At 67.0% G+C, this 21863-nt stretch carries 8 protein-coding genes; 5 read left to right on the top strand and 3 right to left on the bottom strand.

Annotated features, from left to right (window positions below; genetic code table 11):
• Window positions 1-692: 692 nt before the first annotated feature.
• A complete protein-coding gene (locus ABZZ74_RS47730; protein WP_356950392.1) occupies window positions 693-1118 on the bottom strand; it encodes a hypothetical protein in 426 nt (141 codons plus the stop codon).
• Window positions 1119-1416: 298 nt separating this feature from the next.
• Here ABZZ74_RS47730 and ABZZ74_RS47725 point away from each other — a divergent pair, with 298 nt between their 5' ends.
• The 4 genes from ABZZ74_RS47725 to ligA all read left to right on the top strand — a co-directional run bounded on the left by ABZZ74_RS47725 (window position 1417) and on the right by ligA (window position 9208).
• Window positions 1417-4224, top strand: a complete 2808-nt coding sequence (locus ABZZ74_RS47725; protein ID WP_356950389.1) for a VCBS repeat-containing protein — start codon at window positions 1417-1419, stop codon at window positions 4222-4224.
• Between the two features lie 405 nt (window positions 4225-4629).
• Complete coding sequence (locus tag ABZZ74_RS47720; RefSeq protein WP_356950388.1) at window positions 4630-5502, top strand: hypothetical protein; 873 nt, start codon at window positions 4630-4632, stop codon at window positions 5500-5502.
• Complete coding sequence (locus ABZZ74_RS47715; RefSeq protein WP_356950387.1) at window positions 5499-7526, top strand: caspase family protein; 2028 nt, start codon at window positions 5499-5501, stop codon at window positions 7524-7526. The genes ABZZ74_RS47720 and ABZZ74_RS47715 overlap by 4 nt, the downstream gene beginning before the upstream one ends.
• Window positions 7430-9208 (top strand): NAD-dependent DNA ligase LigA, encoded by a 1779-nt coding sequence (gene ligA, locus ABZZ74_RS47710; RefSeq protein WP_356950391.1) that lies wholly within the window; start codon window positions 7430-7432, stop codon window positions 9206-9208. Before ABZZ74_RS47715 ends, ligA begins: the two co-directional genes overlap by 97 nt.
• Window positions 9209-10660: 1452 nt before the next feature.
• On the opposite strand, the gene ABZZ74_RS47705 is transcribed toward ligA, so the two are convergent.
• Window positions 10661-13555, bottom strand: coding sequence for a VCBS repeat-containing protein (locus ABZZ74_RS47705; protein ID WP_356950386.1), 2895 nt, complete (start codon window positions 13553-13555; stop codon window positions 10661-10663).
• An 811-nt stretch (window positions 13556-14366) separates the two neighbouring features.
• Between ABZZ74_RS47705 and ABZZ74_RS47700 the strand changes: the two genes are divergently transcribed.
• The gene (locus tag ABZZ74_RS47700; RefSeq protein ID WP_356950385.1) at window positions 14367-20354 is read left to right on the top strand and encodes an RHS repeat-associated core domain-containing protein; all 5988 of its coding nucleotides are present in this window, start codon (window positions 14367-14369) and stop codon (window positions 20352-20354) included.
• Window positions 20355-21178: 824 nt separating this feature from the next.
• Here the strand turns inward: ABZZ74_RS47700 and ABZZ74_RS47695 are convergent.
• Window positions 21179-21757, bottom strand: a complete 579-nt coding sequence (locus ABZZ74_RS47695) for a LysR substrate-binding domain-containing protein (protein WP_356950390.1) — start codon at window positions 21755-21757, stop codon at window positions 21179-21181.
• Window positions 21758-21863: the final 106 nt, after the last annotated feature.

The following is a 21863-nucleotide window of genomic DNA, read 5'->3' as shown; positions in this document are numbered from 1 at the left end:
ACCCGCTGGAACAGTTCCCACAACTCGTCCGGCACCAGCCGCTCAACGATTCCCACGTCAACAGGGTATCGAACACGCCAAATGAGATGACGTCTAAGTTGCCGCCGCACGAGACAGAAGCAGAGCCGGGTCGATCCTCGACTTCTGTGGAGTGTCTGATCACGCGGGCCGATCGGCTCTCTGACACTCGCGGGCCGCTCACGTAGTGCACTGCAGCGGTGAAGGCGCTGCGTCAGGCGGAGCCGGGACTGAGCCCGGCGATGGACGGCACTTCGTAGAATGCGGTGTTGCGTGATCCGGCGCCCTCTACAGTGCTGAGCACCGAACGTGCGAGCTCTTGACTTCTCTTCCGCTGGCCATCTCGTGGTAACTCTGGGACGCGATATCACGGTCTTCCAGCGTTCTTCGCATCCGTCTGGTCCGTTGCCCAGCACTAATCGATTCTGATAAACAACGCCTCGTACTCCGGCATGGGGTGCTGTTCTCCCTGCTCGGCTTCAACCGGTACCCGCGCTTCCGTGATCTGCCCTGTTAGCGGTTATGCCGCGCGGAGATGCTTGTCGTCGCGACCGTCGGCTACGAAGCGCTGGAAGCTCTCACGTGCACCCGGGAGAACCTGACCCAGGCGAACACGTGCGGCATTCGTCGAACCGGATCTCGGGGACTATGGCCAGGCGATAAGGGAATGCGGGTCAATGATGACTAACTCGGCTAACCGGTCCATGCCTTGGGGAGAATGTCCGTCGCTGCGGCGTCGCATGGATGGTGAGAATCTCCTCGCCTTCCTCCTCGTCGATCTGGATGAGGCCGGCTGTCACCAGTTCCGCAAGATGCGCGTCCAGAGAGTGTTTGGAGCCGGCTCCGGCGAGCGCAGCCGCCTCATCCATCTCGAAGTCGTCAGGCAGGGCCAGCAGGACGACGTACAAGAATCTGCTGATCGCGCTGAGGCCGCTGTCCAGGATGATGTCGGGGTGGACGGATACGTCGGGCAACCGACAGAGGTGGCGCTCCTCTGTGTGCGTGGAGCGCAGCGCCCTCAGCAGCGCTGGTACTTCCTCGGCCGTGCCGTACGCGTGCTCCAGCGACGCCCAGTCGATGTCATCAAGTCCCTCGAACATGATCCGAACCATGCCAGGCCGCACTGACAACGAAGAGCCTTCCGGGACGCGCCGTGCTACACCACGGACACGGTCCAAGACCCAACAGGACCTTGCGCGTCGATAGAGGTCGCGGCTGGCCCTGCTGTACGCGCTGTGAATCGTGTGGGCCCTGCCGCTGCCCTGGTAATCCCGCCGACCCCACTGGTGTGCGCTGATAAGCTCCCGTCGCCCGCTCAGGGCATGCACATTTCATTCAGACCACAGCTGTCGGGGCTATCGAGGTGACAGCTGCCAGGGCGAGGGGCCGGGGGGTTCCGTGGGGGTCAGCAAGGTCATGCGACGCTGTCTGTTCGGCAGAGGCGGTGCGGCCCTGGCCGTGGCTGTCGCCCTCGCCTTGGGTGCGCCGGGCGCGGTGCCGACAGGGATGGCGGTGGCCATCGGGGCTGACCAGGTCGTTGGAGGGGGCGACGTCGTGCTCCCGGCCGCGGACCGGAGCGCCACGCGCAACCCGGTGTTCATCGGTTTCGGCGACACGGGTGTGCTGTCGAATCCCGAGGGATCCAGCGGCTGGCTGTGGACCGACTACGCGACGCACCGGACCCGGGAGGTGACCGAGTTCGCCGGTACTCAGCAGCCCAATGGGCTCGCTCAGTCGGATTCCACCTACACCCTGTCGACCGATGCGGAGGGCCGACGCGTCGTGCGGTTTCGCGCGATGGGCTCCGGTGAGGACAGGGGCTCGGTGACCGTCCCGACCGGTCTGAGGTATGCCGGGACGGCCGGCGAGGGTGTCGTGGTCGCTTATCTGGGCGGGTCGACCAACGTACGTGAACTGCATTTGCTCAAGCGGGCGGCCGGGGGCGGCACTGAGGACACGAAGGTGACCGGCTGGCCGGCCGACGCCAAGCTCCTTGGGTTGAGCGGGGTGGATGACCGCTCGTTGCTGTTGCGCTACCGCGTGCCGACCGAGGACCCCCAGGTATTCCTCGACCAGCTCGTGCTCGTCGACGTCCAAGCCGGGACCTGGACCAAGGTGTTCGCCCCCTACAACGCGAACTCGGCCCGGCTGCCCGTCCTAAGTGAGGACTACGTCGGCTGGTGGTACCCGGGCGCCGGTGCGCGGCTGCTGCGCCGCGACGCGCTGGATGGACCGGTGATCACCGTTCCGGCCCAGGGCACCGTGGGGAAGACCGACTTCACGGTCGTCGGTGACGACGTCGTGGTGGCCACCTACGGCGACGAGACCCGTGCCGTGCTCACCCGGCCCCTGACCGACGCCGGGGAATGGCGCACGCTGCTTCCGCAGATGGACGGCTGGGTCCACGCGTCGGCGGACGGGTCAGCTGTCGTGGTGGGCGGTCCCGACAAGGCGCACTGGGGGATGTTCCGGCTCTCCCAGGCGCCGGATGGGCAGATCGTCGCCGATGAGCTGATGGACCTGCCGCCGGTGCCCGCACCTGTCGACGGGCTGTCGCTGGTGGGCGGCACGCTTGCCTGGACCGACCAGACCTCGTCCCCGTCCTACGACGTCATGTTCAACACGCGCACCGTGTCGGCTGACGAAGTCCCCCAGGTGGGGCCGGTCCGGCAGGCCGGCGGATGGGTCAAGCCGTGCAGTGTCACGTACAGCTGTGTGCGGCTGTTCGGCGCGGGCGACGGATCGGTTGTCTACAACGACTTGGACAACTCAGAGCTGGTGCACCGCCGTACACCCGATGGTGAGGTCCAGACGCTGACGGTTGACGGCTTCTACGGTGAGGTGAGCGCCGCGGAAGGACGGTACGCGCTGCTCTCGGGCGGCCCGACCCGCAAGCAGTTCCTCGTCGACTGGACGCAGTCCAAGGTGGTGTCGACACGTACGGCTGTGGCCGCCACCCTGTGGGACGGACAGCTGTGGACCACGACGTCCACCGCCGGGCACCTGTCGATGAGCCGCCTCGGCTCGACGGCCGCGGCCCTGGACGTCAACGTCGGCTCGGCGTGCGTGCCCAGCGAGCTGCAGGTGAAGGGCCGTTTCGTCTACTGGGCGTGCGCTGCGCAGCAGAAGGCCGGCGTGTTCGACCGCTCCCGCGGACGGTCGGTGGCTGTGCCCTTTGGCGACGTGCTGCTGGCCGACGGGTTCGTGGTACGCCATGACACCGAGCGCGGCAAGCTGGTGCGCATCGACGTCCGCTCCGGGCAGGCGGTCACCTCCGATCTGGCGGATCTGCCCGCGACCAAAAACCTCATGCCCGAAGGCAGCACCTCGGACCGACGGATCCGCTGGACCCTGGACCCTGACACCGGCCGCGTGGCTTTCGTGGACGCCGGCGAACGCATCCATCTGATGCCGGCCGGGACGCTCGCCGCTCCCGTGTGGCGAGACCACGCGGGGCGGGACGGCATCGGCGACCTGCTCACCCTCGATTCCTCGGGCACGTTCGCCTTCCAGCAGGGCACGGGCAACGGCACGTTCTCGGGGAAGGTGAGCGGCAGCGGGTGGCCCACCAGCGCCAGGTTCGTCTCGTACGGCGATCTGAGCGGGGACCGGTGCAACGACGTGCTGGTCAAGCTGAGCACCGGCGCTCTGCGCCTGTACAAGCCGGGCTGCGGGGCGGCAGTCACCCCCTCGACGCCGTACACCTCGCTGGGCACTTCCGGCTGGAACCAGTACGACGTGCTGACCGCGCCCGGTGACGTCACCAGGGACGGCCGCCCCGACCTGATCGTGCGGAACTCCTCGACCGGGACGGTGTACCTCTACAAGGGCACCAGCACCGGAACGTTGTCTGCGCGGGTGAAGCTCTACGACAACTGGAAGACGTACAAGAAGGTCGTGGGAGCCGGGGACCTCAACGGCGACGGCATCGGCGACCTGCTCGCCCAGGACACGTCGAACAGCCTGTACCGGTACTACGGCAAGGGCAACGGCACATTCACGGCGCGGGTGAAGCTGTTCACCAACTGGGGCAGCTCGTACAACGCGGTCGTCGGCGTCGGGGACATCACCGGAGACGGCAAAGCCGACCTGGTCTCTCGGGACAGCGCGGGCAACGTCTGGCGCAACAACGGCGACGGCAAGGGGTCGTTCGGACCTCGCACGAAAATCGCGAGCGGCTGGCAGGGCTACAAGAGCCTCTCCTAAAAGGGCACTTCCAGGCCAAGTCGTCACATACGTAGCGCCCCGGCGTAGGAATCGCCGGGGCACGACAGATGACAACAGACATCTCTTACGGAAACCCCATGGTCTTCGGCGTCGAATACTCCGGCCCCGAACACGTCACCCGCATCGGGAACCCACGGCGTCACTCCCGCCACTGACTGTCCGAGTGTGACCGTTTTGGATACGAGCCGTTTGCCGCCTGCACACTCGACGCGCACTGATGACCCGGAACATCGTGTCGCACCGTACGCCGAGCGCTGGAACGGCAGCCGGGTCGCGCTCCGGAACTGGCACACCACCCCCAGTCTCACCGATCCACCCCAACCGGCCTCGCGTTAAGCCCTACAGTGCTGACCACAGCCGGGGGCGAGTTCGGGGGCACGGGGCATGGCGCGTGTGGTGGCGGTGCACGGGATCGGCAAGCAGACGCTCGGCGAGGAGAGCTTGCGCAAAGAGTGGTTACCGGCCCTCAACGACGGCCTGACCCGTGCCGGCGCGGCGGCGGTCCGTCTCGCCGAGCCGGATGTGGCGATGGCGTTCTACGGGGACCTCTTCCGCCCGCCGGGCGAGTTCCTCGCCGTCGGCGATCCTCCCTACACCGCCGCCGACGTCGCCGAAGGGTTCGAACAGGAGCTGCTGCAGGCGTGGTGGCAGGCGGCCGCGGCGAGTGATCCGGCCGTGGTCCCGCCGGGCGCGGACACACTCGTCTCCACGCCGCGCTCGGTGCAGGCCGCGCTGCGGGCCCTGTCCGGTTCACGTTTCTTCGCCGGCGTGGCGCTGCGGGCGATGGTCTTCGATCTGAAGCAGGTCCACGCCTACCTCACGGATCCGGTCCTGCGAGCGAAGGCCCTGGCCCGGGTGGCCGACCAGATCGGTGAGGACACCCAGGTGGTGGTGGCGCACTCGCTGGGTTCGGTCGTCGCCTACGAGGCGTTGTGTGCGCAGCCCGGCCATCAGGTGCGGACGCTGGTGACGATCGGCTCGCCGCTGGGCATCGAGAACCTGATCCTGCACCGCCTGCAGCCGGCCCCCCTGACGCTGGATGGCCCGCCGCGCGCCGTGTGGCCCGGTCCCGAGGGTCTGGTGTGGGCGAACCTCGCCGATGAGGGGGACGTCGTCGCCCTGGTGAAGGACCTGCGGTCGGCGTTCGGAGAGCAGGTGCGCTGCGCGATCGTCCGCAACGGTGCGCGCGCGCACGATGCGGTCGCCTATCTGACCGATGCACTGTGCGGGCGGGCCGTCGCGGACGGCCTGGCATGACCGGCCCCGATGGCGGGGTGAAGGGCGAGGAGGGGCCGCGCCGTTTCCTGATCGCGACCGCCGTCTCCCGCTACCCGAAGTGCCCGGAGTGGGACCGGCCCGGACTGGTCGAAGCCCGTGACCAGATCATCGAGTTGTTCACCGAGAAGCTCGGATACCGCCACGAGACCGCCCTGGGCCTGGACCCGACCAAGACGCAGCTGACCGATCACCTGCGCGCGTTCTGCACCTCGCCCGAGCGCCGCGAGGACGACCTCGTCGTGGTCTACCTCTCCGGGCATGGTGAGGTCCTCGAGGACGGCGGCGAGCACGTCCTGCTGATGGCCGACGCCGACCCGGCCGACATCACCTACACCGCGCTCCCCACTGCGGATCTGGTGCGGGTGCTACGCGGTACCAAAATCCGCAGACTCCTGCTCATCCTGGACACCTGCTACTCCGGGCAGGGCGGCAACGAACTCGCCGCGGCCGCCCTCGAGCGCTTGGGCGCGCAGTGGGGGCAGGGGCAGAGCAGTTCGGGGCTGGTCGTCGTGTCTTCGGCCCAGCCTCACCAGCAGGCGCAGGCGGGCGTGTTCCCCGACCTCCTCGAGAAGGCCGTCAGTAGTCGGGCGACTGCCGGCCACGCGCCCAGCCACTTGTCGGTGTCTGCGGTCGTGCAGCAGATCAACGACCACCCGGACAAGCCCGGCTACCAGCGCGTCAGCCTGTCCCTGCTGGGGTTGTCCGGGGAACCGCCCGAATTCCTCACCAACCCCCGTCATGACGTCCGTCTTACCGATGTCGACCTTGCCCTGCAGGACGCCGCCGAATTCGACGCGTACGCCCTGCAGCGGGAGACGGAGTTCACCTCCCGCCTCCTGGTTCGCGCCATGGGCTATCAAGGCGACGCCTCGCAGGGCTGGTGGTTCTGCGGCCGCCACCAGGCGTTGGCCGAGCTCGCCTCCTGGCTCAACCAGGACGGCGACCACGCCCAGCAGCAGCTGCCGGGTACGGCCGGGGCGGCAGAGTGCGTACGCGTGGTCACGGCCGGCCCGGGCTCGGGCAAGACGGCCGTCCTCGGTCTCGTCGCGGCGCTCACCATGCCTGAGCGCCGCCGCACGGTGCCCGTCGACGCCCTCGGGCTGGATCCCGCCTGGATCCCGCACGAGGACAGCATCGACGTGGTCATGTACGCCCAGAACCTCACCGACCACCAGGTCCTGTCCGGTCTCGCAGCCGCAGCCGGGTTCCGATGCGCGAGCGTCGGCGAATTCCTCGACACGCTGCAACAGCAACACGGCGATCGCGAGAGGCCGTTCACGATCCTCATCGATGCGCTGGATGAGGCCGCCACCCCCGACACCCTGTGCGCGCGGATCGTGCGCCCCCTCATCGAGCACTCCCGCGGACGCATCCGCCTCCTGCTAGGCACCCGCCCGTACCTGCTGGACCGGCTCGGCCTTGGCAACCTCCCGCAGCGCCACGACAGTCGGGTCATCGACCTCGACAGCCCCCGCTACGCCGACGGCGAGGCGCTGCTGGCCTACACGATGCGCAACCTTCTTCAAAGCCGTCGCACCTCCCCCTACCGGTCGACCAACGCCAGCCTGCTGGGGGCCGTCGCCCAGGCCGTCGGCGACGCCGCGGGCAGGTCCTTCCTCGTAGCCCGTTTCGCCGCCTACACCCTCGCCTCCGCCGAATCGGTGGTCGCCGACCCGTACAGCGCCCGTTGGCGGGCTGGTCTGCCGCGCCATGCCGGGCAGGCCATGCGCGACGACCTCACGCGCCGTCTGGGCTCCGACGCTCAACGCGCCACCGACTTGCTGCGGCCTCTCGCCTACGCCGAAGGCCAGGGCCTGCCGTGGGAAGACGTCTGGGCGCCCCTCGCCTCCGCCATCTCCGGCCGCGCGTGTTCTCACCGGAGGAGTTCACCGCCTGGACCGCCTCCCTGGCCCGGCGCATCGGCCGCGACGTCGAGCGGTTCAGTATCGAGCCGAAGCTGGACGGGCTCGCGGTCGCCGCCCGCTACACGAACGGCCGGCTGAGACAGCTGATCACCCGCGGGGACGGGACGGCCGGGGAGGACGTCTCGCACGCGATCGGCACCATCGAGGGCCTGCCGGACGAACTCGCCGAGCCGGTCACCGTCGAGGTTCGCGGCGAAGTCCTCATGACAACCACGCAGTTCGAGCACGGCAACGAGGTGCGCACCGCGCACGGCGGGCAGCCGTTCGCCAACCCGCGCGGCGCCGCGGCGGGCACCCTGCGCGCCAGGGAGCGCGCCTACACGGTGCCGATGACGTTCTTCGGCTCCGGCCTGCTGCCCCTGCCCGAAACCGAGACCGAACTCGCCGCGCGGCTGGGCGAGCTCGCGCACAGCGACCTCATGGCGCAGGCCGCCTCGTACGGGATCAACACCACCGCCACCACCGCGGTGCCTGGCATCACCGCCGACAGCGTCGAGCAGGTGCTGGCCCGGGTTGAGGAGTTTGCCGCGCTACGGGCGGAGCTGCCGTTCGGGATCGACGGGATTGTCATCAAGGCCGACCTAGCCGCCGACCAGCAGGCGGCAGGCTCGGGCTCACGCGCCCCGCGGTGGGCGATCGCCTACAAGCTGGCGGCCGTCGAGAAGATCACCCGCCTGCTCGAGGTGGAGTGGAACGTCGGCCGCACCGGCATCATCGCCCCGCGCGCCGTCTTGGAGCCGGTCGAGATCGACGGCGCCACCATTACCTACGCCACCCTGCACAATCCTGCCGACATCACCCGGCGCGACCTGCGCCTGGGCGATCACGTCATGGTCCACCGGGCCGGGGACGTCATCCCCCGCATCGAAGCCCCGGTCGCCCACCTGCGTACCGGCGACGAACAGCCGATCGCCTTCCCTGAGGTGTGCCCGCGCTGCGGTTCCGGCATCGACACCAGCGAGCAGCGCTGGCGCTGCACCAACGGACGCAACTGCCACCTGGTGGCCGCCCTGTTTTACGCCGCCGGCCGCGACCAGCTCGACATCGAAGGCCTCGGGCACACCCGCATCGTCCAGCTCGTCGACGCCGGCCTCGTGACCGATCTCGCCGACCTGTTCGCCCTCACCCGCCAACAGCTCCTCGGCCTGGAGCGGATGGGTGAGACCAGCACCGACAACCTCCTAGCCGCCATCACCGCCGCCAAGGCGCAGCCGCTGTCGCGAGTGCTGTGCGCGCTCGGGGTGCGCGGCACCGGCCGGTCCATGTCCCGCCGCATCGCCCGGCACTTCGCCACCATGGACAACAACCGCGCCGCCAACGCGGACGCGATGCAGCAGGTCGAGGGCATCGGCACCGAGAAAACCCCCTCCATCGTCGCCGAGCTCGCCGAACTCGCCCCGTTCATCGACAAACTCGCCGCCGCCGGGGTGAACATGACCGAACCCGGCGTCACACCGCCCTCCCCCACCACCGGTGACGCCGACGGGGACGTCGTGGGGACGGCCGGTGGGCCGCTGGCCGGCATGACGGTCGTGGTCACCGGCGCGATGACCGGAGTCCTGGAAAAACTCAGCCGCAACCAGATGAACGAACTCATCGAACGCGCAGGCGGCCGCGCCTCCTCCAGCGTCTCCAAGAAGACCACACTCGTCGTCGCCGGAGACGGCGCCGGCTCCAAACAAGCCAAGGCCGAAACTCTCGGCATCCGCCTGACCACCCCGGACGAATTCGCCACTCTTGTCGCCGACTTCCTCGAGTGACCCACGACGCGGGGTGCCCCACCTCACAGCGGAATCCGGGCGGCACAAGGAACAACCCGAGACGGTTGACCTTTCACCCACACGTGGCTGGCGGAGGGGCAGTGTCCCCGGGCCTCACCTATAGCCCATGGGGACGATCGTTCGGCTGAAGCCCCATGGAGCACCTCGCCGAGAGGCGACCGCCCTCCGTGCGCCACCAATCACGGCCCTGGCTGGTCTCCCCCGTCCAGCCAGGGCTTTTCCCGCACGTGAAGGCTTCCCGGCCGCACTCTGCCGGGCCTCTTCAGCTGAGAAGCCGCATCTTTCCGACCTTGAAGTGTGGCGGTCGAACGAGGGTCTCATTCAGGCGCGCGTCGCCGCGTATGAGGCGGGCCATGCGGCCGGCTCAGCGTGCGGTGTTCCCGGAACGGAGCTCGTCAGTGTCGACCGTCGTCAGCGCTACGCTCAGCGGCACGCCGGTGCCAGCCGCGGCAGTCAGACGCTCGCGTACCTCGCGCGGTGTCCGAGGCCGCCAGCCGGGCCCATCACAGCAGCCGGAGTGGAACGTCACACCCGCGTTCAGTAGGGCAGTCAACGTCCGCCACCCAGCGGTGTCCCTCCGCTTCGGCACAGCGAGATCCTGGCCCGCGTCGATCAACTCTCCACCGCAGCGCGGGCATCGGCTTGCCCACGTGCCGCGCTTCTTGAACGAAGACCGGCAGGGCAAGCACACGTAATGCCGGTTCGGAGTCCCCCCACGAAAACACATCGCACCAGTATGACAAGGCCACTTTGCCCGTCCCAGCGATTTGGGAGTGCTGCGACTCTTGTCGTCCCGATCTTGAGCGGCGGCCTGCTGACCGGCGTCATTGCCACCGCCCCGGCCAGCCACGCCCACGCCGCCCTCGAAGCCGTCCCCGCCTACGTCCTCTTCAACGACCCCGCCTTCCGCACCGCCCTCGCCGATCGCTTGCCCCCCACGCAGTGCCGGGCTCGAGCCCGCCGAATGGCAGCACCTGAGCGAACCCGTCGACCCGGTCGCCGGCGCTCTGGCCAGCTCGCCCGCTGCCCTGCTGCGCGCACGCCGCCAGGCCGTCCCCTTCCGCTGGAACGACCACGACACCTCCCTCTCCCCCGGTCGTAGGCGTAGTCCTCATCGCACTGCTGGCAACCGCCGGTGAACCCGACGCCGGATCCCCGGATTCTGGTACCCGGGCCGCCGCGGGCGCACTGCGCCAGCGGCGGAGCACCGAGCTGTTCGCTGCCCTCCCGGCGTCGTTGGATCCGGTCAGGGCACGGGTCGATCAACTGCGCCTCGGGCCACACCGGCTTCCCGGTGGGGTCACCGCTGGCTCAGGCTCTGCGACACGGCCCGCGAGTTTCTCGAACCTGCCGCCCTGCTCGAAGGATGACCCCGGGCTTTCCCCCGTCTGTGGTGGTCGGGGGAAAGCCCTAGGTCTGGATTTGTGGTGGTCAACTGATCGTCTGGTAGCCGGTGAACGCTTCGGAGGCGACGGTGACCTGTTCCGTGCCGCTGGCAGTTATGCCTCGGAAGGCGCGGAGTCTGCTGGAGTTGGCGGTGGTGGCCCACAGGTCGAGCTTGCCGTCGTTGTCGGCGTCGGGTGCGGCGGTGAAGGCGGGCACGGTGGTGGTGCTCCAGTTGGAGCCGACCGCAGTGCGGCCGGTGACGCTGATGTCGTAGCCGTTGTCGTTCTGCGCGCCGTGGAAGACGTAGAGTCCTCCGACGTCGGGGCTGTCGTAGCGGACGATGAGGTCGGTTTGGCCGTCGCCGTTCCAGTCTCCTGGTGCGGCGAGTGTGACCTCGCTGACCTTGGAGTCGCCCGAGGAGATGGGGTCGTCCGGTCCTGCGAGGAGCACTGGGTCACGGTCGCTGTCGAGGCGGTCGTCGCTGCTGCCGTAGTAGAGCCAGATGAAGGTGCCGTCGTTGACGATGAGGTCGGGGTGGCCGGGGATGTCGTCGGTGCCGTCGTTGTCGACGTCGACGGGGCCATCTACGTCGCCTACGGCCAGGATCTGCTTGGCGCCGTTCTTCCAGTGGTTGTTGGCGTCGTCGTAGACGGTGAGTTCGCGCTGGTCGTTGGCGTCGCCGGAGCAGTCGCTGCAGGCGAAGCCGTATCCGGTGTTGGGGTGGATCCACAGCCGGTCGGTGTTCGCGGTGGTGTCGTGATTGAGGGAGATGAGGTCTTCGTAGCCGTCGTCGGTCCAGTCCCCGCGGTGGGTGATCTGGGTGCCGGTCCAGGAGACGGTGGAGGCCGGGCTGGAGGCCTGGGTGACGGTGCCGTCGCCTGCGCCGTAGAAGCGGTTGAGGGTGCCGTCCTTGTCGATGCCATAGAGATCGGCGTTGCCGTCTCCGTTGATGTCACCGGGTTTGTCGCCTGTCTTGGGGCCGTTGGCGTAGAAGAGGTAGTCGGCGGTGTCTGATTTGTTGCCGGCCTTGTCCTGGCTGCGGGCGTACAGGTGGTTGGTTCCGGCGGTTGTCGGGGTGAACTTGACGGTGACGGTGCCGGCCGCGCTGCCGGGGGTGGCGGTGTGCACGGTCGGGTCCGTGTCCGTCCAGTATTCGTATTTGGTCACGTCGTTGACGCCCCCGCTGGAGAGGGCAAAGGAACCTTCGGTGCGGACGCGGCCGGTGCTCGCGGGCCAGCCGTCGCTGCCGTCGGGGAACTGGCTGGAGCTGATGCCCGGCGGGGTACTGGGCCGGGTGGGGTCGAAGACGAAGCGGCAGCCTGCAGCACCCGCTGGGGGTGTCCAGCTGGAGGACAGGGAGGCGTCAGCGTCCTGTGCTTTCCAGGAGAAGTTGCCGTTCGCCACGGTCAGATAGGGCGTCAGTTCGGCCTTGGTGACCTTGAGTTTGGCGACAGTGCCGGAAGAGACGGAGACCGTCTTGTTGACGATGATGACGCCGTTCGGGTCGTCGTTGGGGTGGTGACCGGTGGCCCACAGGTTGAACTTGACCTTGATGGTGCCGCCGTCGGGGTCGCTGCCCTTGGCGGTCAGATAGAGGTCGGTATTGCCGATCAGTCCGTAGGGGGCTGTGTCACCGCAGCCTTTGCTGTTCTTGGTGCTGGGGATCGTGTCCAGGCTCGTAGGAGCGTTGGGGTAAGTGTTGTATTCGGTGGACAGGACGGCCGACTTGGCGTCGAACTTCTTCCATCCGTACACGTCGGACTCGTTGGAGGCCGCGAGTTCGAAGGTGATGGTGTTCCACTTCTTCGATGCTGCGTCCTTGGCCCCCGGGGTCACGGTGAAGGCGAGGTTGCCGGCCGGGCAACTGGAGCTCCAGCCCTTGGCGTCGGTGACCGTGTCCATCTTTCCGCGCCGGGCGGGCCGGTTGTTCCACGTGGTCGACGAGGTGATGGCGTCAGTGCGCCACAACTCGACGGGCTTGGCGGTGCAGGACCACGACCAGGTGTTCTTGATCCGGAACGTGGAGTTGATGACCTGCTTGTTCGTGCTCCACAGGTTCTTGGTGTTCATCTGGAAATAGGAGCGGGCAAGACCGTTGGTCTCGTTCTCGTAGCCCGCCCGGGCGGTGGAGGTGCCGCCGTCGAAGCCTGCGCCGTTGAAGAAGGAGCTGTTGGGGTATTTCTTGTAGGCGATGGTCCAGGAGGAGCGCGAGCCGCTGACGTAGGGGTCGATGTACACCGGGTAGGTGGTGTCCTTGCCGGTCATGACCTCGGCGTCGGGTGTGAGCTTGAGTTCGTTGTTGCTGACAGCGACGGGGACGGCGGCCTGACGGGCGCCAGGCGCGGGCTCGAACTCATCGCTGGACTGCGGTCCGGGCGGGTTTTCGCCTTCGGTTCGGGTCAGTTTCTGCGTTCCGGACTGGGTGGAGGAGCTGTCCCACATGCGGGGGACGGGTGCGGTGAACACTTCCTGCCCCGCCGGGTTCGTGGCCCGCAGGTTGCCGTTGTCGTCGGCCGTAGCGGTCAGGCCCTGCGTGCTCAGCGGCAGGCTGATCGTGGAAAGCGCCGGGTCGGTGGCGGCCTCCGCAGTCTTGACCACCAGCAGCTGGCTGAAACCGGCCGGACTCACCTTGAGCTTGAGGTCGACGTCGTTTAGTACGTTCGCGTAAGTGATCGTGTCCCCGTCAGCTGCTGGCTTCGGCAGAGGCTTGGGCCACCCGATGGTCAGACTCCGGCCGTCACGGGTCACGGTCGCCAGCGGGCCCTCGCCCCCGCCGGAGAACCTCACGCCGACCTCGGTGGCGACGGGGGAGAAAGTGCCGTCCGTATTCACGCTGAGCGTGGTGTCGATGGGCACCAGTTTGTGTGCCTTGCGCACGAACTGGGGCAGGGCGTAGGCATCCTGGGTGAAGGAGCCGTCCGGGTTGGCGAAGACCTGCACTGTTTCCGTTCTGCGGGCGGTTACTTCCACCGGCTGCCCCGATGTGGCGGCCTTCGCCAGCGCGTGGGATTCCGCCGTGCCTGGTGCGGTGGTGGCTGCGCCTGCAGGCGCGGCGGAGGCGCGTGCCGGGGACTGGGTGGCGAGTACTGAGGCGGTGAGCGCCAGGGCTGCGGCTATTGCGGTGGCTGCGGTTCGCTGTCCGCCCGTGCGGCGTCTGGGACACCTTTGACGCAAGGTCGGCATTTCTTCCCTCTCGCGAATTCGGCATGTGCCGTGCGGTAATTTTCTGGTTTGCCGTGGGCCGCAACGGTTTTACGCGACTCGCCGGTCGCCTGCAATGTCGAATTTCTGGATGAGTTGATTCCGTTTATGGCCGCCCACGTGGACATAGGGTCGATAATTGGCCAACTGTTGAACAGATCTTTATTCACGTTGTCGGATGTTGATACCTTCCGTTCGATCTTCAAACAGGCAGGCTTCCGGTGGGGGAATAGTGTCCGGTTTGCGAGCGAAGGGGACGAGACGTCCCGGCCGTGTGACTGCGAGATACGCGAAATGGATCCGACGGATCGCCGTGTCCCTGGTCGTCTATTTGGTGGCCACTTTGCTGGGTGGCCCGGTGGCCGCGGCAGCGACTGAGCTGTCACTGAGCAAGCTGAAAAACCCCGATCCAGTTCCCGTCGCATCAGCGAAGAAGCACCGGATATCCCGCCCGGACCACACAGCCGCGCACCGCTGGAAGACCCCATCGAAAACGTCCTGGCCGACGCCAGGAACTGCCACGGTCACCCTCCCGGCACAGGGCACTGCCGTGACCGAGGCGGGCACCCTCCCCCTCCGCATCGCAGCCCACCAGACCAAGTCCGGCAAGAGAACCGCGACAACGGCCTCCACCATCGGGCGTGCGCAGGTCCAGGTGCTCGACCGCAAGGCCACCCAGCAGGCGGGTGTGACCGGGGTGCTGCTGGCGGTACGCCCGCTCCAGGGCAACAAGAACACCCTCGACATCACCCTCGACTACTCGGGCTTCCGGCAGGCTTACGGCGGTGACTGGGCCTCCCGCCTGACGCTTCACCGTCTGCCGTCATGCGCACTGACCACGCCCGCCGCCAAGGACTGCCGCACCCTGACTGCTCTGAAGAGCGACAACGACGTCAAGGCGGCGGCCCTTTCGGCGACCGTTCCCCTCGGCGCGGTCGGCGAGAACACGTCCGCCACCGCGCCGGTGACGAAGACACCCGCCGGGACGCGGTCGGCCAGCGGCCTGGCAGCGAGTGATGGCACGCTTTTGCTGGCCGCCACGGCCGCGGCATCGGGCCCGGCGGGCACCTTCACCGCTACCTCACTTGCCCCGTCGGCGTCATGGACGACGGGCGGAGCCGGCGGCGGCTTCTCCTGGAACTACGACATCGACGCCCCGGACGTACCAGGAGGTGTCCAGCCGGACCTGAGCCTGTCCTACAGTTCCCAGGCAGTCGACGGGCGCACCGCGGCGACGAACAACCAGGCGAACTGGATCGGCGACGGCTGGTCCATGGAACCTGGTTACATCGAGCGTCACTACGTTTCGTGCTCGGACGACACCGCCAACAGCAACGGCACGGCCAAGAGCGGCGACCTGTGCTGGAAGAAGGACAACGCTGTCCTCAATCTCAACGGCGAGTCCAATGTGCTGGTCAAGGACGACAAGACCGGTGAGTGGCATCTGCAGAGCGACGACGGCACCAAGGTCGAGAAACTCGCCAGCGCCGACCGCGGCAACGGTGACGATGACGGCGAGTACTGGCGGGTGACCACTCCCAACGGCACGCGCTACTTCTTCGGCTACAACCGGCTGCCCGGCTGGGCGGACGGCAAGCCGGAGACCAACTCCGCCTGGACCGTCCCGGTATTCGGCAACCAGAGCAAAGAGCCCTGTCACGCGGACGCCTTCAAGGACTCCTGGTGCCAGCAGGCCTGGCGGTGGAACCTCGATTACGTCGTCGACGCCCACTCCGACGCCATGGCCTATTACTGGAACAAGGAGACCAACTACTACGGCCGCAACGTCAATCCGGACACCGGCGCCTCCACCGCCACCGCCTACGACCGGGGCGGCTACCTCGACCACATCGATTACGGACTGCGCTCAAAAACCATGTACAGCCAGAAGGCCGCCGGCCGGGTCGACTTCACCGTCTCCGAACGCTGCCTCAGCGACTGCGGCACCTTCGACTCCACACACGCCAAGAACTGGCCCGACGTCCCCTTCGACCGGTACTGCAAATCCGGCGATGAATGCAAGGACCGCTACGCGCCCTCCTTCTGGACCCGCAAGCGCCTGGCCCAGATCGACACCTCGGTCCTCACCGGCGGCGCCTACAAGCCGGTCGACACCTGGAAACTCACCCACGAGTTCCCCTCCACCGGTGACGGCTCCAACCCGGCTCTGTGGCTGGCGTCGGTCACCCGCACCGGGCACACCGGCACCGGCGACGTCACGCTGCCAGCCGTCACCTTCAAGGGCCAGCAACTGGCCAACCGCGTCGTGGGCGCCACGACGGGCGGCAAGCCAGACCCGGTGCCCCCGCTGGTGCGCTACCGCGTCTACGGCATCGACACCGAAACCGGCTCCACTATCGGCATCACCTACTCGGCCCCTGACTGCAAGGCCGGTGACATGCCCGCTCCCTCGTCGAACAACCGCCGCTGCTACCCCGTCATCTGGTCCCCGCCGGACGCTCCGGACGCCGACTACGAGCCCTACCTCGACTGGTTCCACACCTATGTAGCCACTCAGGTCCTGGAGGCCGACAACACCGGCGGCGCCCCGGTCAAGGAAACCGACTACGCCTACCTGGACGGCATGGCCTGGACCAAGGACGAGGACGAGTTCACCAAGGCCAAGTACCTCACCTTCGGCGACCGCAAGGGATACGGCCGCGTCCAGGTCCGCACCGGAGCTGCGGCCTCCGACAAACAGACACTGACGGAGTACCGCTACTTCCGCGGCATCGACGGCGCCGACGTCGCCGACCACGAAGGTGTGAAGGCCGCCGACCACCGGGCCTTCACGGGCATGACCCGCGAGGAAGCCACCTACAACGGCGACGGCGGCACCCTCCAAAAGACCACCAGCTACACCCCCTGGCACTCCGCGGCCACCGCCACGATGACCCGCTCCGGCCTGCCGGACCTGAATGCCTACGCCACCGGCACCCAGGAAGAGAAGACCCGCACCGCCGTCGACGACACCTGGCGCACCACCCGAATCATCCGCACGTTCGACGACTACGGCCTTATCAAGACCGAGTCCGACCTCGGTGACACCGCGAAAGCCGGCGACGAGGAGTGCACCACCACCACCTACGCCCGCAACGCGGACAAGAACATGCTCACCCCCGTCAAAGAGGTCCAGGCGGTAGCGGTCGCCTGCGATACGACGCCCCACCTACCCGACGACCTGATCTCCATCGAGCGGCACTACTACGACGATGCCGCGAGCCTGGATGCGGCCCCGGTCAAGGGTGATGTGACCCGCCTGGAGGAGCAGGACGAGACGGGCACCGGATATCTGACGACCGCGAGGCACACCTACGACATCCACGGTCGTGCGCTGACCGACACCGACGCGGACGGCAACACGACCGTCACCGCCTACCTGCCGCTCACCATCGAGGCTCCCACCTCGGTGACCGTGACCAATGCGCTGAAGCAGGCCACGACGACGGAGTACGATCCGGCCCGCGGCGCGCCCACGGCCATGGTCGACGCCAATGGCAAGCGCACCGACGCCACCTACGACGGCCTGGGCCGCACCCTGCAGGTCTGGAACCCGGGCTGGTCCAAGGCCGATCACCTCAGCCAGCCCTCGACCGAGTACAGCTACACGATCTCCAAAACCGTCGCGAACGCCGTCGCAACCAAGTCACTGCAGTACGACGGCTCGTACGCCACCAGCTACCAGCTCTACGACGGCCTGCTGCGAGCACGTGAGAGCCAGGCTCCGGCGATCGGCACCTCGAACCGCATCGTGACCGAGACCCTGTACGACACCCGCGGCTGGGAATGGAAAACCTACGCCGCCTACTACGCCGACGGCGCACCCTCCAAAGACCTGGCGAAGGCCGCCGACAACAAAGTGCCGGCGATGACCGAGAACCTCTACGACGGCCAGGGCCGCGTCACCGACGCCATCGCCCGCAAGTTCGGCGACGAGCAGTACCGCACCAAGACCATCTACGGCGGCGACCGCACCACGGTGATCCCGCCCAAGGGCGGCACCGCCACCACCGTCATCACCGACGCCCAGGACCGCACCACCGACCGCCTGCAGTACACCGACGCGGCCCGCACCGCGTCACAGAAAACCCACTACACCTACGGCAAGTGGGACGAGCCACTCACCGTGACCGACCCCGCGGACAACATCTGGACGTACACCTTCGACGCCCGCGGCCAGCAGACCGACGTCGACGACCCCGACAAGGGCCACAGCCACACCACCTACGACAAACTCGGCCACCCCGTCACGGTCACGGACGCCCGAGGCATCACACTGACCACCGGCTACGACGAAATCGGCCGCAAGACAACCCTGACGAAGAACAGCACACCGCTGGCCAAGTGGACCTACGACACCGTCGCCAAGGGCCAGCCCTCCAGCAGCATCCGCTACATCGACGGCAAGGAGTACACCTTTGCCGTCGACTCCTACAACGACCGCTACCAGCCCACCTCCAGCACCGTCACCGTCCCCGCCGACGCCGGGGCCCTGGCCGGCGCCTACACCTGGACCTACGGCTACAACGCCTACACCGGCCTGCCGGAATGGATCAAACACCCGGCCGTCGGCGACCTGCCCAGCGAACGCCAGACCACCGTCTACGGCGAGGGCAACCTCCCGCAGAAGACCACCGCCGGCTCCATCACCCTTGTCAACGCCACCAGCCACGACGTCTTCTCCCGCCCGGTGCGTACCGAATACGGCACGCTCGGCAAGAAGGTCTACAAGACCCAGGCCTACGACGAATTCACCGGCCGCCTGACCCGCCAGACCACCGACCGCGACCTCGCCCCCCAGCGCATCGACGACGTCACCTACGCCTACGACGACGCGGGCAACATCACCGGCATCACCACCGCCAGCGGCCAGGACGCCACCAAGACGACCGACACCCAGTGCTTCATCAACGACGCCCTGGGCGAGCTGACCGAGGCGTGGACAGCGAAGACCGACTGCACCACACAGCCCTCGGCCAGCACCGTGGGCGGCCCCGACGCCTACTGGCAGTCCTTCAGCTACGACATGGTCGGCAACCGCACAAAACAGACCGACCACGGCACCGGAGCCCTGGCCGGCTCCGACGCCACCACCACCTACACCCACAACGACCCCAACACCGGCCGGCCGCACGCCGTACAGAGCGCCACCATCACCGGCGGCGCGAACAACGGACGAAAGAGCAGCTTCCGCTACGACGACGCGGGCAACACCACCAAACGCACCATCGGCGCCACCGCCCAGGACCTCACCTGGGACGACGAAGGACACCTTGCCACCCTCACCGAGGCCGGCAAGACCACCAGCTACCAGTACGACGCCGACGGCAACCGCATGATCACCAAGGACGCCGACGGCACCCAGACCCTCACCCTGCCCGGCAACAACGAACTCAAGATCAAAGCCGACGGCACCAAGGAAGGCGTGCGCTACTACACGCACGAAGGCCAGACCGTCGCCGTCCGCACCAGCAGCGGCTTCTCCTTCCTCCTCCCGGACCAGCAGGGGACCGCCATGGCCGCCGTCACCATGACCACCCTCGCCGTCACCCGCCGCAAGCAACTTCCCTTCGGCCAGCTGCGCTCCCAGCAGACCGAGACCATCCCCGGCACCCGAGGCTTCGTCGGCGGCACCGACGATCCCACCGGCCTCGTCCACCTCGGCGCCCGCGAATACGACCCCACCCTGGGCCAATTCATCTCCGTCGACCCGATCATCAACCTGGACAACCCAGGCCAGATGAACGCCTACAGCTACGCCCACAACGCCCCGGTCACCACCTCCGACCCGACCGGCCAGTGCGCGGGCAGCGACTGCCCGACCCGCAACTGCCCCTACTGCCAAAACCGCACCCCCACCGACACCAACCCCCACTCCCGAGCACTCCACGACCGCCCGGGCTCCGGAAGCACCCCCAACAACACCAAGTCCTACGCCAAGCGATACGCCAAGCAGTACAAGGCCGACGTGTACGCCGCCTCCCACTACAACGCCAATGCGGCAGCGGCACGAGCAAAAATGGAAGCCAAACTGAAAGCGCAGGCCATTGCGCAGGCCAAAGCAAAAGCAGAAGCAGAACGCCGCAAGAAGGACGGAATATTCGGCAGCATCATGAAGGGCCACTTCAGTGACGCTTGGCAGAACACCAAGGACAAGGTGACCGACAAGCACTGGCTGATCGACAAGGGAGTGGGAATCCTCGCCGCAACGGGTACTGCCGTTTGCATAGCGTCAGTGGCGTGTGGTGCCGGACTCTTCGTGGTGGGTGCAGGAGCGCTGTTCGTTGGTGGACTCGCGGCCCATTACGCTGTGTCCTCAAATGAAGAGCGCCACCAAGGGATGTCTCAATATTTGGCGGGTACCGCAAAAGCGGAAGGGATGGGCATCCTAGCCGGTAGTCTGTGCGGCAGAGGAGTGGGCGGGTGCGTCGCCCTGGGGCCAAAGGCTGGCTTTCCGCTCGAGGGCACGGCTCGAACACAGTTGGGTGGTGCGGCGCTACGGCAAGTGGGCGTGACCGTGAAGGACTGGATGTTCTGAATCAAACTGCGGTTCCCGCCTCGCAGCTAGGCGGGAACCGCAGTTTGATTGCGTTACAAATGTTCGTAATGGTTGCATTGTGAGGTTAACGTGGCTGATCGTTCATACCCGCGAGTGATGAAGGGGTGGAGCAATTCACCTGTCGAATGCTCTGACGATGAGTGGGCTTCCCAGTACGAGGCGGCGCAAGAACTTGACATTTCCATATTTCGGGTAGCGTGGCGTATCACTACTGGGCATCTGACGCCCGCCCACAATAGTAGGCGGGAGGCGGGTGTAACGCGGGCCAGCATCGCCAAAGACCGTGAATGGCTTGCTCACGCATCGTTGCGGGCCAAGATTTTCCGGGTTCTTAAGGGCCTGGTCCGCTGGTTTTAATTGCACTGTCGTTCGCCGAGGTGCAGCACGCCCGTATCGCATCGGATGTTCATCATCGTTTGGGAATCGTATTGATGGGACTAGCCGACCTGGCTGTTAGCAACACCCCAGCGTCTGCCAAGGCATTCTCCATCGGGTGCGGCCTGGGATTTATTCTTTTCGGCGGGTTCTTCCTGCTGAAGACGAATGGAGTCCTTGACTACGCGAAAGAGGTATTTTCCAGGACTGGGCGTGGTGTCAGTGATAGATCTCCGAACCAAACCCAGGTGCGGGCATTCGGATTTGTATTCCTTGCCGTTGGTGTGATGCTCATATCCCTGGGACTGATACTGTTGCTCAACTCGCGCTGATCTCATCTGGCCGCGATGTTTCGTGACGGTCCGCCGACGGAGTCGGTGGACCGTTTTCGCGTGCTGGGCTGCGAGTCGCCAGACCAGTACCGAGCGTCACCTTGGGTCGTCACTGGGTTCCACTGCTCCGGTCAGTGGTGCGGCTGATTGGGGCGGGGAAGCTGCTGTGACCGCATAAGGTTCACCGGGTCCTGTGACTGCCCAGGCGGCGGCAATCAAGGGACGGTGGAGATCGGTGCGCCTGATGCACGCGCCGATGGTGAGTTCGCCGGGTTTTGGCGAGGCCGGGGCGGCATGGAGCCGGTGCCGGATGCTGCAGTGTTGCAGGACGAGGTCGGGGATGATGCCTGTGCCGTAGCCGAGAGCGACCAGAGTGAGCAAGGCTTCGTGTCCGTCAGCCTCTGCGGCGATGTGAGGGGTGATGCCGAGGTGGCGGAACCACCGGTTGGCGATGTCTCGCACCAGTCCGTGTCTGGGGAGTACGAACGGCTGGTCGGGGGCGGGAAGCTGCACGTTTGCCCGTGGTGGGTCGGCTTGGACGAGGACGAGGGGGGTGTGGGCGACGGCGCGGGCGAGGAGGGTTGCCGGAATGCGGGAAGGCAGGGGTGCGACGGCGAGGTCGGCCTCACCGTCGTCGAGGAGCGCGAGGGCGGCTGCCGCGTCACCGGTCCGCACCGAGATGTGCACTAGCCTCGATCTTTCGTGAGGGGCCGTCAGCTTACTGACGGCCCCTCTTCGGTTTTGTTGTGCGGGTGTTTTCGGTGTCCGGGCAGGGCGGGGG

The sequence above is a fragment of the Streptomyces sp. NPDC006476 genome (assembly GCF_040612015.1).
Lineage (GTDB): Bacteria > Actinomycetota > Actinomycetes > Streptomycetales > Streptomycetaceae > Streptomyces > Streptomyces griseorubiginosus_B.
This window is presented reverse-complemented; position numbering and strand designations above follow the sequence as displayed.